General features: G+C 73.7%; 18 protein-coding genes. 6 read left to right on the top strand and 12 right to left on the bottom strand.

Annotated features, from left to right (window positions below):
* Positions 1-197: 197 nt before the first annotated feature.
* The 10 genes from ACFZA0_RS28730 to ACFZA0_RS28685 all read right to left on the bottom strand — a co-directional run bounded on the left by ACFZA0_RS28730 (position 198) and on the right by ACFZA0_RS28685 (position 8478).
* Complete coding sequence (locus tag ACFZA0_RS28730) at positions 198-1802, bottom strand: SpoIIE family protein phosphatase (RefSeq protein WP_391022268.1); 1605 nt, start codon at positions 1800-1802, stop codon at positions 198-200.
* On the bottom strand, positions 1792-3153 hold the full coding sequence (locus tag ACFZA0_RS28725) for an ATP-binding protein (RefSeq protein ID WP_391022337.1): 1362 nt from the start codon (positions 3151-3153) through the stop codon (positions 1792-1794). Before ACFZA0_RS28725 ends, ACFZA0_RS28730 begins: the two co-directional genes overlap by 11 nt.
* Positions 3154-3258: 105 nt before the next feature.
* Positions 3259-4335, bottom strand: a complete 1077-nt coding sequence (locus ACFZA0_RS28720; protein WP_391022266.1) for an ATP-binding protein — start codon at positions 4333-4335, stop codon at positions 3259-3261.
* Positions 4323-4745, bottom strand: coding sequence for an ATP-binding protein (locus tag ACFZA0_RS28715; protein ID WP_391022264.1), 423 nt, complete (start codon positions 4743-4745; stop codon positions 4323-4325). The genes ACFZA0_RS28720 and ACFZA0_RS28715 overlap by 13 nt, the downstream gene beginning before the upstream one ends.
* Positions 4742-5116, bottom strand: a complete 375-nt coding sequence (locus tag ACFZA0_RS28710; RefSeq protein ID WP_391022262.1) for an STAS domain-containing protein — start codon at positions 5114-5116, stop codon at positions 4742-4744. Before ACFZA0_RS28710 ends, ACFZA0_RS28715 begins: the two co-directional genes overlap by 4 nt.
* Positions 5113-5964 carry an RsbRD N-terminal domain-containing protein gene (locus tag ACFZA0_RS28705; protein ID WP_391022260.1) on the bottom strand — a complete coding sequence of 284 codons (852 nt, stop codon included), beginning with the start codon at positions 5962-5964 and terminating at the stop codon, positions 5113-5115. The genes ACFZA0_RS28710 and ACFZA0_RS28705 overlap by 4 nt, the downstream gene beginning before the upstream one ends.
* 306 nt (positions 5965-6270) lie before the next feature.
* The gene (locus ACFZA0_RS28700) at positions 6271-6789 is read right to left on the bottom strand and encodes a GNAT family N-acetyltransferase (protein ID WP_391022258.1); all 519 of its coding nucleotides are present in this window, start codon (positions 6787-6789) and stop codon (positions 6271-6273) included.
* A 121-nt stretch (positions 6790-6910) separates the two neighbouring features.
* Entirely contained in the window at positions 6911-7366 is a 456-nt protein-coding gene (locus ACFZA0_RS28695) for a hypothetical protein (protein ID WP_391022256.1), read from the bottom strand.
* Positions 7367-7470: 104 nt separating this feature from the next.
* Positions 7471-8001 (bottom strand): GNAT family N-acetyltransferase, encoded by a 531-nt coding sequence (locus tag ACFZA0_RS28690; protein ID WP_391022254.1) that lies wholly within the window; start codon positions 7999-8001, stop codon positions 7471-7473.
* A gap of 111 nt (positions 8002-8112) precedes the next feature.
* Entirely contained in the window at positions 8113-8478 is a 366-nt protein-coding gene (locus tag ACFZA0_RS28685) for a hypothetical protein (protein WP_391022252.1), read from the bottom strand.
* A gap of 166 nt (positions 8479-8644) precedes the next feature.
* Here ACFZA0_RS28685 and ACFZA0_RS28680 point away from each other — a divergent pair, with 166 nt between their 5' ends.
* The 6 genes from ACFZA0_RS28680 (at position 8645) to ACFZA0_RS28655 (ending at position 11803) form a co-directional block, all read left to right on the top strand.
* Complete coding sequence (locus ACFZA0_RS28680) at positions 8645-9004, top strand: hypothetical protein (protein WP_391022250.1); 360 nt, start codon at positions 8645-8647, stop codon at positions 9002-9004.
* Entirely contained in the window at positions 9001-9855 is an 855-nt protein-coding gene (locus tag ACFZA0_RS28675) for a hypothetical protein (RefSeq protein WP_391022248.1), read from the top strand. Before ACFZA0_RS28680 ends, ACFZA0_RS28675 begins: the two co-directional genes overlap by 4 nt.
* A gap of 167 nt (positions 9856-10022) precedes the next feature.
* Entirely contained in the window at positions 10023-10163 is a 141-nt protein-coding gene (locus ACFZA0_RS28670; RefSeq protein ID WP_391022246.1) for a hypothetical protein, read from the top strand.
* A 74-nt stretch (positions 10164-10237) separates the two neighbouring features.
* On the top strand, positions 10238-10630 hold the full coding sequence (locus ACFZA0_RS28665; RefSeq protein WP_391022245.1) for a roadblock/LC7 domain-containing protein: 393 nt from the start codon (positions 10238-10240) through the stop codon (positions 10628-10630).
* Positions 10631-10663: 33 nt separating this feature from the next.
* On the top strand, positions 10664-11206 hold the full coding sequence (locus ACFZA0_RS28660) for a DUF5990 family protein (protein WP_391022243.1): 543 nt from the start codon (positions 10664-10666) through the stop codon (positions 11204-11206).
* A gap of 189 nt (positions 11207-11395) precedes the next feature.
* Entirely contained in the window at positions 11396-11803 is a 408-nt protein-coding gene (locus tag ACFZA0_RS28655) for a hypothetical protein (RefSeq protein ID WP_391022241.1), read from the top strand.
* A 23-nt stretch (positions 11804-11826) separates the two neighbouring features.
* Here ACFZA0_RS28655 and ACFZA0_RS28650 read toward each other — a convergent pair whose 3' ends face one another.
* Both ACFZA0_RS28650 and ACFZA0_RS28645 read right to left on the bottom strand, forming a co-directional pair.
* Positions 11827-12720 carry a response regulator gene (locus ACFZA0_RS28650; RefSeq protein WP_391022239.1) on the bottom strand — a complete coding sequence of 298 codons (894 nt, stop codon included), beginning with the start codon at positions 12718-12720 and terminating at the stop codon, positions 11827-11829.
* Positions 12717-13967 carry an ATP-binding protein gene (locus ACFZA0_RS28645; protein ID WP_391022238.1) on the bottom strand — a complete coding sequence of 417 codons (1251 nt, stop codon included), beginning with the start codon at positions 13965-13967 and terminating at the stop codon, positions 12717-12719. The genes ACFZA0_RS28650 and ACFZA0_RS28645 overlap by 4 nt, the downstream gene beginning before the upstream one ends.
* Positions 13968-14002 lie beyond the last annotated feature (35 nt).

Below are 14002 nucleotides of genomic sequence, written 5' to 3'. Positions count from 1 at the left end.
CGCCGGATCGCGGTCGCCCGACAGGTGTCCGCCCCAGGTACCGGCGAATACGGACCGCGAGTATCGAGGGCCACGGAATCGCACCGGGTGACCGCACGGAAACGGATCGAACAGCCCGGCGAATTCACAGGTGGCGGAATTCTTTGCGCCACCTGTGAAATCGGCGGTCCGACGCCCGGTGCCGACCCGTGGCGGGGTCACGAAATGTCGGCGGCCAGCAGGGCGATGTCGTCGTCCTTGTCCTGCCCGAAGCGCGCGAGCAGGTGGTCGCAGAGTTCCTGGAGGTCGGCGGGCCCGCCGACGGCCTCGGCCCGGAACTTCGCGAGGGTGTCGTCGAGGGGCGAGGTGCGGAGTTCGACCAGCCCGTCCGTGACGAGCACCAGCCGGGTGCCGCTCGGGGTGGGCACGACCGTGGGCGGCGGGTGCGGGAGCCGCAGCCCGAGCAGCGGGCCGTGCGGGGTGTGGAAGCGCGCCTCCCCGTCGGGCGTGATGAACAGCGGCGGGATGTGGCCGGCGTTCGCGACCTGCGCGGTACGGCCGTCCGGGGCCAGCAGGACCAGGCACAGGGTGACGCTGACCTCGGGCTGGGACCGGGCGAGCAGTGTCTCGACCCGGTTGAGTATGTGGTGCGGCGGGTGGCCCTCGATGGCGTACGCGCGCAGGGCGTGCCGCACCTCCCCCATCACCGTCGCCGCGCCGAGCGAGTGCCCGGCGACGTCGCCTATGGCGAGGAGCAGGCCGTCGGCCGTTTCCAGGGCCTCGTAGAAGTCGCCGCCGATCTCGGCGTTCTCGGAGGCCGGGAGGTAGCGGAAGGCCAGGTCGACGCCCTCCACGGTGGGCAGGGCCACGGGCAGGAACGACCGCTGGAGCGCGAGCGCGAGCGCGTGCTCCTCGTTGTAGGTGCGCAGCGCCTCCAGGGCGAGGGCGCAGGCGTGGGTGAGCTGCCGGAACGACTGCTCCTCGTCGGCACCCGCCACCGCCCCGACGGGCACCGCCAGGCACACCGGGGGCCGCCCGCGCTTGGTGCGGGCGATCGCCAGGGCTATGTCGCCCTTCAGGTGGTCGTCGGGCAGCAGCGTCGCCCACTGCGCGGCGGTGAGGGTGACGATGGCGGCGCCGGTGCCGCCGGCCAGGTTCCGCGCCGCGAGCCGGTCCAGCAGGTCCGGGCGGGCCGGCCGCGTGCCGGCCGGCACGCCGGGGCCCGCGCTGGTGCTGTGGACGGCCTGCCCCTGCGGGGAGAGGAAGAGCGCGCTCGCGGGGCACGACAGCAGGTCGGCGGCGCCGCCGGTCGCGGCGGCGGCGAACGAGTGGAAGCCGACCGCGCTGTAGACGTCCATGGTCGCGCGGTTGAGCACGAGCAGTCGCTCGGCGAGCCGTTCCGCCCGGTGCCGGGCGCGGGCGTACCGCAGGGTCGCGGTGACCGTGGCCAGCAGTTCGCCGCGGTCGATGGGCTGGTCGAGATAGGCGTCCGCACCGCGCCGCAGACCCTCGGCGTGGTCCTCGGGGCTGATGGCGGCGGCGGAGACGTGGATGACGGGGAGGCCGGCGGTGCGCGCGCTCTCCTTGATCCGCTCGCTGGCCTCGAAGCCGCTCATGTCCGGCAGCCGGACGTCGATGATCGCGATCTCGGGAAGCGTCTCACCCGGGGAGTCCAGGTAGTCGATGCCCTCGGTCGCGGTCGACGCGGCGACGACGGTGTGGCCCGCGCGTTGCAGCCAACTGGTCAGTACGTAGCGGTTGGTGTCGTTGTCGTCGATCACCAGGATGGCGGCGGGGTCCATGTCCTGAGCCTCACTGGTCACTGCCGTCCTCCTTCACCTGTTGCGGGGCGGGCCGCGCCCTGTCGAGTTCCGGGATGCGCACCGTCACGCGGGTGCCGGCACCGTGCGTGCTGGTGAGAGTGAGGGTGCCGCCGAGGAGTTCGGTGAGCATGCGGGCGTAGGGCAGCCCGAGCCCGGTGCCCGCCCTGCCGTTCTGGTGCGGGCCGCGCACTTGGTAGAACTCCTCGAAGACGCGCCCGAGTTCGTCCTCGGGAATGCCGATGCCGGTGTCGCTGACGGTGAACCGCACGGCGGCCGCCCCGGGGTCGCCGTCGACGCGTACGTCGAGGCGCACCTCGCCGCGGTCGGTGAACTTCAGGGCGTTGGAGAGCAGGTTGCGCAGGACACGGGTGAGCAGGTGCTCGTCGGTGACGATCGTGGGCAGGCAGGCCGGTTCGGGGGTGGTGAACCGCACGTCCTCGGCGCCGTAGCCGCTGAGCAGGGTGCCGGTCAGTTCCGCGACCAGCAGCCGGAGGTCCACGGGGGCGGCCTGGACCTCCAGTTGGCCCGCCTCGGCCTTGGCCACGTCGAGGAGGTCGCCGACGAGGGCGAGCAGGGTGCCGCCCGACGACGCGATGAACGCGACCTGCTGGCGCTGGTCGGCCGTGAGGGCGGGCGACTCGGGGTCGAGGAGCAGCCGGGACAGCGCGACGATGGCGTTGATGGGGGTGCGCAGTTCGTGGCTTATGTTCGTCCAGAAGCGGGTCTTGGCCTCGCCCGCCTCGCGCAACTGGCGTGACTTCTCGTCCAGTTCGGAGTGCAGGGCGAGCACGCCGCTGTTGGTCGTCTCCAGTTCCTTGGTCAGTTCCGAGTAGAGCGCGAGGACACCCTGGTTGGTCTCCTCCAACTCCTCGTTGAGCCTGCGCAGTTCCTCGCGCTGGGCGCGGGTCTCCTCCAGCGCGGTGATGAGGTCGCGGGTCTGCGCGCGCAGGTGGTCGGCCTCGGTGGTGGGCGCGTCGTGGCCCAGGGTCTCCGCGAGGCGCCGGCGCAGTTCGGGCAGCGCGGGGCCGCCGGGCGGCAGCGACTGGCGGACGACGATCCGGCTGTGGTCGTCGTCCGGGTCGTACTCGACCTGCACGAGGCGGGCGGCGAGTTCGAGGGTCTCGGCCGGCGGCGGGGTGCCCCGGTCCCATTCGAGGGTGACCACGAGGGCGGGCTGCTCGGCGGCGTCGAGCCGGAACGAGACGGTGAGAGCCCCGCAGCCCAGCCTGTCGCGGCCCAACTCGCTGAGCGCGGTGGCCAGTCGGACCTGGTCCTGGCGTTCAAGGCCGAGGTCCGCGGCGACGCGCCGGGCGCTGCGGCGCAGGCTGAAGATGTCCTGGGAGGAGGTCAGCCCGAAGGACGGCCCCGCCGGCGCCGACGTGCCGGCCTGCGGCGGGACCGCGCGGAGGCGTGCTTCAGAGGGATCGGCCGGCACGTTCACCACACCCACGGCCGTTCACCAGGCGTCCTTCAGCACCACGACGCCGGCGTCGTCCCGGCGCACCCCGGCTTCCCTCAGCAGTTGCCCGGCCACGACGAGGGGGGCGTGGTAGAGCAGGCCGGGCATGGAGGACGTGTCCCAGCGTTCGGTGAGCCCGTCGGAGTGCATGACGAGGGCGCCCCCCTTGGGGAGGGGCTCCTCGAAGACGCGCAGGCGCCGCATGTTCACTCCGACGATGCCGGGGACCGACAGCAGAGTGCGGCGCGATCCGTTCCCGACAAGGAAGCCACTGATGTTGCCGATACCGCAATACGTCAGCCGGCCCGCGTCGGGTTCCACCCTGGCGACGGCGACGGCTCCGCCGCGGGTGCCGACCAGTGCCCGGTGCACGGCCTCGACGATCCCCTGGGGGTCGACGGCGGACGTGCGGTGGAAGGCGTGCACCGCGGCCTCGCCGGCGCGGGCCGCGAGGGGCCCGTGCCCCAGTCCGTCGCACATCATGACGAGCAGCGCGGGACGCCCGCCGGCGGCCTGCGCGCCGGTCTCCGCGCGGGCGGCCCAGGCGTCGCCGCAGGTCGTCTCGCCGCTGATCGGGCGGGTCAGGCCGGAGACGACGGACGTACCGGCCGCCGACGCGCCGGACACGCCGTGCGCGTCCACGGTGCGGGACCAGAACTGGGCCGCCATGGCCGTGCCGCGGCCGGGCAGCGAGTGCACGTCGAAGTGGTCGGCGAGCCGGGAGACCGCCCCGAGCCCGATGCCCAGGGTGCCCCCGGTGGAGGTGCCGTCGGTGAGGGACGCCGCCACGTCGGCCATGCCCGGACCGGAGTCGACGGTGAGGAACTCGACCGCGGCCTCGGTGTCGGTGCGCAGCGCTCGCAGCAGCAGCGCTCCATCGACGGCGTGCCGGCGGAGGTTGGTGGCGGCCTCGGTGACGGCCAGGGCCACCTCCGCGGAGCGGTGGCTGTTGAGCCCGATGCGGCGGGCGAGGGCCGCCGCCGCTCCCCGGGCGGACGCCGAGAGGGAGGGACCGTCCCGGAACCAGGCCACGTCCTGGCAGTCCAGAACGGTGTGGGTGGTCATCTCGCCCACTTGATGATGGTCACCGTGGTGCCGCGGCCGACCTCGGTGTCGAGGTCGAACTCGTCGACGAGACGGCGGGCGCCGCTCAGGCCGAGGCCGAGGCCGCCGCCCGAGGTCCAGCCGTCGGTCATCGCCAGGTCGATGTCCGGTATGCCGGGCCCCTGGTCCGCGAACTCGGCGGCCACACCGTCCCGTCCGGCCCTGCGCACCAGGCCGGCACGGACGACTCCGCCACCGCCGTAGACGAGGGTGTTGCGCGCCAGTTCACTGGCGGCGGTGATCATCTTGGTCTGGTCGACCAGGGACAGACGGCACTTCTGGGCGAGCGTCCGGACGGCCTGCCGGACGCTCACCACGTCGTTGCTGCGGGTGACGGGATACTCCTCGGGGCCGCCGTCGGAGACCCAGGGCGCGGTCACGACCGGTCCGTGGACGTGCCGGACCTGTGCAGCCGCGCGAGTCCCTTCTCCAGGTCGAGCGCGGTGCTGACGCCGCCCAGCGAAAGACCGAGTTCCACCAGCGTGATGGCGACGGCGGGGCGCATGCCGACCACGACGGTCTGCGCGTCGAGCATGCGGGAGATGTCGGCGATGGTCGCGAGCATGCGGCCCACGAACGAGTCGACGATCTCCAGCGCCGTGATGTCGATGATGACGCCCCGCGCGGAGCGGTCCACGATCTGCTGGGCGAGGTCCTCCTGGAGGTTCAGGACCGTCTGGTCCTCCAGGTCGAACTGGATGGACACGACCAGCACTTCACCGATCCGCAGGATCGGTACCCGGTCCGTCACCGCTGCCCGCCCTTGTGCGACACGAGGTCCACGCCGGACTTCTTCAGCGCGAGCTTGAGCGCGTCCGCGAGGCTGGCCTTCGTGACGATGTCACCGAACTCGATGCCGAGCGCGACGATGGTCTGCGCGATCTGCGGGCGGATGCCGGAGACCGTGCATTCGGCGCCCATCAGCCGGGCGGCCACGATCGTCTTGAGCAGGTGCTGCGCGACCTGGGTGTCGACGGCCGGGACACCGGTGATGTCGATGATGGCCTGCTCGGAACCGGTGTCCACCAGGGCCTGGAGCAGCTTCTCCATGACGACCTGGGTCCGCGCGGAGTCGAGCGTGCCGACCAGCGGCACGGCGATCACGCCGTCCCACAGACGCACCACGGGGGTGGACAGCTCCATGAGCTGCTCCGACTGCGAGGTGATGATCTCCTCGCGCGTCTGCGTGTAGGTCTCGATCGTGTAGAGGCCGAGCCCGTCCAGGACACGGCTCAGCTCGCCGTACTTGCGAATCTGGTCCTCCGTGCCCGTCGCGAGGACGGGTTCGAGGACCTGCTTGAGGGCGAAGACGCTCATCGCGGTCTCGGTGGGCGAGAAGCCCTGGAGGGCGCGGTTGCGCGAGAGTTCGGTGAGCAGGGCGCGCACCTCGGACATCGACTCCGCGTGGACGTCGGTGGCACCCTGCCCCAGGGCCTCCACCAGAGCCTCGTACAGCTCGCCCAGTTCGCGGCTCAGCTCGGCGGCACTGAGCCGGCCCCTGAGCGACTTCGCGACCTGCTGCACCCAGGCGCCTGCCACGTCTTGGCCCTCGACGGACAGCAACCCTGCCAATCCGCCCGTATCCGCCTGCTTCGCCACGTTTGCGCTCCAATAAGATTGTCAGGAGTGTCCGGTGCAGCGTACGGCATGGCCGAATCCCGGATGGACCCTTCCCCCTCCTTCCACCTGCGAGGGGGCGGTGAGCCCTTCCCCGCCGGGGACCTTGGTCGCCGGCGCCGTGCGCCGCTCCGGGCCAATGATCTCAACCCGGGCTGTAAATCGGCACATTAAGGGTCACATCACTCAATCGAGTGCGGTACCCGCGCAGAAGTCCCGTGCCGGCATCGCATCCGCCGCCCCGCGCGAACCCCAAGGGGCGAGGCCCCGCGATGACGGCCGCGGCCGTCATCGCGGGGCCCGCACCATGAGGACGTCCACGGCGTCCTCGGACTCCATGACGAAGCCGTGGCGTTCGTAGAGCCGGCGGGCGGCGCTGCCGCGGAGGACGGCCAGGCGGACCGTCTCGCCCTCGGCCGCCGCCCGGTCGAGGACCGCGCCCAGGACCGCCGAGCCGAGGCCGCGGCCCTGGAGGTGCGGGGCGAGGTAGAAGTGTTCGAGCAGCCGGCCACCGGCGACCGGGCGGACGGTGACGCTTCCCGCGAACCGGCCGTCCACGAGGATCACTGACGTGTACAGCGTGGAGAAGGAGTCGTACAGGCGGCGGCGCACCCGGTCCTCGTCGTAGCGGCCGAGCCGCTCCAGGTCCGGGCGCATGACGACGGCGCGCAGTTCGGCGATCCGCCCGGCGTCGGCGGCCTCGGCCGGCCGCAGTTCCCAGCGCTCGACAGGGGGCACGTCCCGCGACGCCGCGGTCCCGGCGGTTTCCGTCCCTGTGTTCATGTCCACGTCCACGTTCCCGTTCACGGGCGGAGCATCTCATCCGGGCCGGAAGGTCCGGGACCCGGGCGGGTACCGGTGCCGCGCTCGCGGTGCGGCGGGCGGGCGGGGGTGCCGCCGGTCCGCGTTCCGGTGGGGGCGGGAGCGTTCACCGGCGTCCGGTGCCGCGCGCCAGCCAGGGCGTCAGCGGGAGGCCGACGAGTTCGCGGTAGGTCTCGTCGCCGGGCAGCGGGACGACCAGCCACCGGCCCGGCGGGAACAACCGCCCCTTCACATGGGCCAGTCCGCCGAACACCGAGCGCAGGAACGGCGGGACCGCGTCGCGCGGCACGTCGTGGAACTCCACGCCCTCGACGGTGATCGTGGCGTCGCCGTCCGCGAAGAGCCGGACGCTCGTGCGGGGTGTTCCTCCCAGGTCCACGAACGCCTCGTGCGGCAGCGAGCCGTCGGCGTCGAGCACCGTGAACAGCTCCGCGGCGGTACGGCGCGCGACCTGGTCGGCGCCGACGTCGTGCGTGACGCGCACGGCGAGGCCGTACTCGTCGGCGATCGCGCGGACCGCCGCGACGGCGGCCTCCGTTGTCGGCAGGTGCGGATCTCTCACGCCGGTGATCATGCCGCACGCCGCGGACCGGCACCACGGCCGGGTTCACGGCCGAGGTCACGGACCGGGTCGCCGACCGCCGGGCGGCCGCCGCCGTGCCGGGGTCACCGCACCCACTCCTCCACCAGCAGCCCGAGGACGACGACGTCGGCGAACGCCCCGTACACCCATGCCGAGCGGCGCAGCGTGCCCTCGACCGCGAATCCCGACCGGCGGGCCGCCGCGATCATCGCGGTGTTGTCGACGAGGGTCTCGACCTGGAGCCGTTGCAGACCGCGCACGGCGAACCCGTACTCGCACAGCACCCGGACCACGTCGCCGCCCAGGCCCCGCCCGTGGAACGCGGGGAGCAGCGAGATGCCCAGGTGCGCGGTCCTGTTGTGCGTGTCGATGTTCCAGAGCAGTGCCTCGCCGGCCAGTTCCTGCGTGTCCAGCTCGACGACGGAGAAGTACGCCAGGTTCTTCGACGGGGCCGCCGCGGCGGCGGGCGAGTCCGCGGCGTCCGGCGGAAGGGGGCGCCAGGGGCGGGAGTCGGCGCGGGCACGTGTCGCCACGTCCTCGTACAGCCCGGCCTGGAGCACGGGGACGTCCTCGTCGCGGCGGGTGCGCAGCCCGACCTTGCTTCCACGTATCACGGGGCCATGCTGTCCCACGTGGTCGCGGCGGCTCAAGCGGGTTGCCGCGGGGTCCCGCCCCGGCGGCGGCACGCGGCGGCGCGGGGCCGGCCGCGTGCCGCCGCCCGGCGCTCAGACCTCCAGGGTGCTCTCGATGCGCTTGAGACCGTGCCGGGCCAGCGCCAGGTTGGCGCGGGCGCGGTCCAGCGCCAGGTACAGGAAGAGCGAGCCGCTGCTGCTCGTCAGCGGACGTATCAGGTGGTACTGGTGGCCGAGCGTGATGAGGATGTCCTCGACGGTGTCCTCCATGCCCAGCGCGGCCAGGGTGCGGGCCTTCGCGCGCACGACCTCGGTGTTGCCCGCCGCGGCCACTTCCAGGTCGAAGCCCGGACCGCCCCCGAGGGTCCCGAGGGACATCCCGCTCTCGTAGTCCACCAGCGCGACGCCCACTGCGCCCTCGATGGCCATGGCGTCCTTGAGGCCCGACTCGATGTTCATAGCTGCGTCCTTCGCTGTTGCCGGGGCGGGGGCCCCGGGCTGAACGCGTACCCGGAGACTCATGACAACCCGTCAGAAACGGTCATCCGAGAACGCTATTGCTCTAATACGGAATTAAACTACTGTGCTTCCTGTCAACAAGTGAAGGGTTCACGAACGGATGCCGGTGTCCTCCATCGATGCGAGCCTCACACGGCTCTTCGACGCCCCAGGAGTCACGGACGCGGCGCTCGTCGACGCGGTGACCGGCCTGACGTACGCCACGGCGGGCCGCGACCACGGCGCGGCGGCGGCCGCGGAGTGCGCCGACCTCGCCGCGCTGATCGGTGACCGGCTGGCCGCCGCGGGAGCCGACGGCGAGCTGGAGAGCGTGGTGGTGACCCTGCGGGACCAGCACCTCGTCCTGCGCACGGTGCCCCGACAGGGCGACCCGCTGCTGCTGACGGCCGTCGCGGACCGCGAGCGGACCAACCTCGCCCTGGTCCTGCACCGGCTCGGCGCCCTCGCCGAAGGCGTACTGGCATGATCCGCACCGACGAACCCCGCAACGTGCCCGCCCTGCTGAACCGGATGCGCCAGGAGGAACGCAGCGCCACCGTCCTGGTGTCGGGCAGCCCCGGCGGCAGCATCCATCTGCGCGACGGACTCGTCGTCGCCGTCCACACCCCCGGCGCCCCGGGGGTGGAGTCGCAGCTCCTCAAGTCGCAGCGGGTGGACGAGCAGACCTGGGCAGCGGCGGCGGCCGCCGCCCGCGCCGCCCGGGACGACGGCATCACCGATACCGACCCGTACCACGCCGCCCTGGACGCGGCCCTCGTCGGCCAAGGCGTGGTCGGGCGGGCCGAGTTGGACCTCCTGCACACCGCCGCCGTGTTCGACGGGGCGTTCGCGCTCGCGCTCACCACACCCACCGGCTGGGAGCTGTCCGAGCCGGTGCCGGTGTCCTGCGCGGCCGGCGTGGAGCCCGCCCGGCTGGCCGAGGAGACCGCCCGCCGGTTCGGGCACCTGTCCCAACACCGCGGACCCGTGGGCGAGTTCGCCCGTACCCGGATCCAGGCGGCCACCCCGCTGCCGGTCCGGCCGGGCGCCCGCCACGCGGCCGTGCTCTCCGTCGTCAACGGGCGGCGCACACCGCGCGACATCGCGTTCGCCCTGGGACGCGGGCTGTACGCGGTGATGGCGGACCTGATCCGCATGGACGCCCTGGGGCTGCTGCGGCGCGAACAGCAGCCGCCGCCGGCCGACCGGCCCAGCACCGCGCCGCGCGTCGCGGGTCCCCCGCCGCAGGCCCCGCCCGCGCCGGCCGGGCCGCTGCCCCGCCGCGCGCCCGGCAGCCACCCGCTGGGCGGCGCGTCGACCGACCAGAGCGGCGCATGAGCTCACGTGGGCGCAGGATCGCCAGGCGCCGCGTCCTCGGACGGGCCCTGCCGGACACGGCGCACGGCCCTTCGCCCCGTACGGCTGCGGCGGCCCGCCCCGCGGCCGCTCCGGCTCCCCCGGTCCCCGCGGCCCTGCGGGGGTCAGCGCCGGGGCCGGTGCCCCCTGTGCCCGGTGCCCTCCCACGCCGGGTGCCCGGCCGCGGCTCGGCGCCGCCCCCGCCGCGCGGCCTCGACCGCGACGCCCCCGACGTCGAGCTGGTGCGCCGGGTGGCCTCGGCACTGGCCCGCCTGTCCACCGAATCCTGACTCCCCGCCCCGGTCCGGCCCCCCGACCGGGCGTCGAACCCCCCACAGAGCACCGACAGTTCCACAGGAGCACCATGACCGCCTCACCGTCCTCCGCCGAAGCCCTCACCGCCGTCCTCACCGCCCTGCGGGACAAGGTCCTCGGGGTCTCCGAAACCGTGATCTCCACCGCGGACGGCCTGTTGGTGGTCGCCGACGTGGACAAGGCGCACGCCGAGTCGGTGGCGGCCCTCGCCGCCGCGTCCCTGGGACTGGGCAACCGCATGGCGGACCAGGCCTCCACCGGGCCGCTGCGCGAGGTCGTGGCCCGCGGTGCGGGCGGTCACGTGGTCGTCCTGGCCGTCGGCGAGCGCGCGCTGCTCACCGTGATCGGCGACGAGGGCATGGACGTCGAGGCACTGCGCCTCGAAGCACCCCTGGTGATCGGCCGGCTGGCGGAACTGCTGGACGCCGACGCGAAGAGCTGACCTCCCGCACCGGGGCGCGGGACGATGGACGGCATGCGCGCTCCCACCGCCGTCCCCGCCCCCCTGCTCGTCCGGATCGACGCCGTCGACCTGCCCGGACGCACCTTCACGCACCACGCCCCGCACCCCTCCGACGGCGGCCCCGCCCGTCTGGAGAACGTGCACGTCGCCGTGCAGCGGCGCGACCGGCCCGCCGAACTCCTCGGCCTCCACCCGGGCGACGCCCCGTCCGCCTCCTGGACCCTGGAATGCACGGTCACGTCCACCGGGACCGGTCCCGACGTGACCGGCCGGTACGTGCAGGGGCGCCCCGGCGACCGGTTCGTCTACCTCAGTTGGGGCGCACTGGACGCGCGGGGCACGTTCACCATGTTCCGCCGCGCGAAGCTCCTGCTCGCCGCGGTGCCCGCCGCCGTCCTCGACGAGGCGGCACGCGGCGGCCTGCTGGTGGGCCGCCTCGGCCTGACCGACGAGCACGGGGGCCCGCGCTGCGCCCGCGTCGTGCCGCCCGCCGTCAGGTGGAGCGCGTACGACGGCCGGACCGGGGAGGAGTTGCGGTCCGGTGACCGGAACTGAGGCCAACAGGGCGCGGAAGTACGGCGGTTGACCGCCGGCGAGACCCGCCGCCTCCCCGAAATCGGGGATTCACCCGTCGCACCGCCGCTCCTAATGTCGAGGGATCCCGCCCCCTTGGAGCAGCTCGGAGGAGCGATGTCCGGGATTTCCCTCTTCGTCAACAAGGCCATTCGGCCTCTCGTGCGTGAAGTGGCCGACGGAATAGGCGACGCGTGCGCCGACGCCGTGGGGGCCACGGGTGAGCGCCGCGGCAGGATCAAGCGGCGCACGAACCAGGTCGTGATCGTGGGCACCAGTGTGGCCGTCTCCGCCGCGCTCGCCGACGGGCTCGGCGTCATCGACGTGGTCGACGCGGCGGACGCCGCCGATGCCGCCGACGCGGCGGACGCGGCCTCCGCGGCCGGTACGGCGCACGCCGCCGTCGGGTCCGCCCCCGGTTCGGACGGCGGCCTCCACTTCGGGATGTCGTGGGACGGACCGCCCGACGAGTACGGGCACCCGACCCAGACGTCCACGGCGGAGAGCGCCGGCGGTGTCACCCGCGACGACGGCGGCCGGCTGGTGGACAAGTGGGGCAAGCACGTTCCGGAGTCCTGACGGGCCCGCGGCACAACCACCGGTCACACGACGGTGGTTGTGCCGCCTCCGTGGCAGTAGCCGAGTTCCCAGGCCCAGCGGGTGGCCGCGGAGGCGATGCGGATTCCGTCGCTGCCGGGGTGGGTCCTGCGGTACTTGTCGCGGATGTTCTCCATGTGCTGGGCAACGGTGCTGACCCCGATGTCCAGTTGGGCGGCGGCCCGCTTGTAGGTGAGTCCCCGGCAGCCGACGGCGATCATCACCTCCTTCTCCCGGGCGGTGAGGTGGTGGGCGGTCCGGTGCCGCACCTCCGCGGCGAACAGGCGCCCCAGGCGGACCTGTTGGACCTCACGGACGGCCAGTCCCCACTCCGCCGCGATGTCCTCGATGCGGTCGCCCCGGGCGATCGCCTCCAGCAGCCGCCTGTCGTCGGTGCGCAGCCGCTCGCCGAGCAGCGGATTGCGGTCGAGGTCGTCCAGGAAGTAGCCGGCCAGGTGGGCGTCCGCGTAGCAGCCGCCGTCGGCGACCGCGAGGGCCGCCGCGGCGAACCGGTCCGTGGCGAGTCCGCGCTTCTCGATGAAGCCGCGGGCGCCGGCCGCGATCGCCTCCAGAGCTTCCTCGCGCATGGCGGCGCCGGTCGTGGCGACGACGGGCAGGCCCCGGCCCACGAGGTGTCCCACGGCGTCGGCACCCGAGAGGCCCGGCAGGTGCAGGTCGCAGACGGCGACGTCCGCGGGCGGTCCGTCCGGCGGGTCCGGCAGGTCCTCCACGCGCTGTACACGGACCGCCACCTCCAGTCCGAGCGCGGTCAGTTGGCCGGTTATCTGCGCGGTCGTCATCGCCTCGTCCTCGACCACCGCGACCCGCAGCACGGGCCGTGGGTCGGGTCCGCCGGAGGCGCGCGGTGTCGCGGGACGGGGAGGTTGTGCTCCGGTCATCGGGGTTCCCTCTCTCGCTCCGGATCCGTCGTGCCCGCCGCGCGCGGCCACCGGAAGGTCGCCCGCGCCCCGCCGCCCGTCGCCGGTTCGAGCGACCACGTGCCGTTCAGTGCCGTGACCGCCGCGTACGTGCCGGCCATGCCCGCGCCGGGCCTGGGGTCGCCCGGCGAGAGTCCGGCCCCGCGGTCCCGCACGGAGATCTCGACGGCCGCCTCGTCCGCGACGGCGTACAGGTGGACGGGGTCACGCGTGCCGCTGTGCTTCAGCGCGTTGCGCAGGGCCTCGCGGGTGGCGGCCAGCAGCGCCTCGGCCACCTCGGGCGGCGGCTCGTGGTGGATCCGCAGCACCTCGTCCACCACCAGGTGCTCCTCGGCGAACTCCACGCACAGGTCCTCCAGTTGGGCGGCCAGGTCGGACAGCGCGGGGCCGCCCGCGCGCGGGTCGATGAGCCGGCGGGCGCTGTGCACGGCGCGTTGTGCCGCGGCGGCGAGCGCCGCGCCTGTCTCGCCCTGGGCCACCCGCTGGGCGATGGGCAGGAGCCGCCCGTGGATCTCGCGGTGCTGCTGCTCGCGTTCCTTGGCCGTCGCCTCCCCCGCCTCCCGTTCCGCCGCGCGCCGCCCGGTCACCAGGGCGGCGCTCTGCAGGTCCTCGGTCCGCACGGCGAGGGTGCGCAACTGGGCGGCCACGCGCAGCGCCAGGAAGTACCAGATGGCGAACCCCAGCAGGTCCGAGCCGAGTTTGAGGGTGACGTGCGGCAGGACCGACAGCGACCAGACCCCCATCAGGCCGAGCAGGGCGCCGACCGCCCGCGGAGTGAAGCCGAGCGCGAAGGCCACGGTCGCGGACGACCCGAGGGCGAACGGCACCAGTTCCGTGGTGATCTCGTTGCGCTCGTACGGGTGGGCCGCGCGGGAGCCGACGACCATCAGCGCCAGGCAGAACGCCACGTCGCCCCAGATCAGTACGGGATCGCGGGTGAGGCCCCGGCCCCGGAAGGCGCGCCGCAGGAACCACACGGCCTCGGCGGTGGCGGCGACGGCGGCGACCACCGCGAGGACCGGGTGCGCCAGCCGGTCCCAGGCGAGGACGGGGAGGTAGACGAGGACGACGAATCCGATGCGGATGTAGGCGCTGAAGCGGGCGATGCGTTCCTCGGTCTGCTCGACCACGCCGACCGGTACGGGAGTGGCGGGACCGAGAACCGCCGTGGCAAGCGTCCGGCGCGGCGGACGGGAGCTGTGAGTCATGGGCCCTCCGGAACATGCTGCTGTGGTTTCCCGTC

Source organism: Streptomyces sp. NPDC008150, from assembly GCF_042956945.1.
Taxonomy (GTDB): domain Bacteria; phylum Actinomycetota; class Actinomycetes; order Streptomycetales; family Streptomycetaceae; genus Streptomyces.
Note: the sequence above shows the minus strand (reverse complement) of the source record. Positions and strands in the feature narration are given on the sequence as shown.

Excerpts from the sequence above, each read along its gene's own strand:
- ACFZA0_RS28675 (WP_391022248.1), top strand. The coding sequence starts at position 9,001 with ATGATCCGCACCGACGAACCCCGCAACGTGCCCGCCCTGCTGAACCGG.
- ACFZA0_RS28665 (WP_391022245.1), top strand. The coding sequence starts at position 10,238 with ATGACCGCCTCACCGTCCTCCGCCGAAGCCCTCACCGCCGTCCTCACC.
- ACFZA0_RS28645 (WP_391022238.1), bottom strand. The coding sequence starts at position 13,967 with ATGACTCACAGCTCCCGTCCGCCGCGCCGGACGCTTGCCACGGCGGTT.
- ACFZA0_RS28650 (WP_391022239.1), bottom strand. The coding sequence starts at position 12,720 with ATGACCGGAGCACAACCTCCCCGTCCCGCGACACCGCGCGCCTCCGGC.
- ACFZA0_RS28660 (WP_391022243.1), top strand. The coding sequence starts at position 10,664 with ATGCGCGCTCCCACCGCCGTCCCCGCCCCCCTGCTCGTCCGGATCGAC.
- ACFZA0_RS28685 (WP_391022252.1), bottom strand. The coding sequence starts at position 8,478 with ATGAACATCGAGTCGGGCCTCAAGGACGCCATGGCCATCGAGGGCGCA.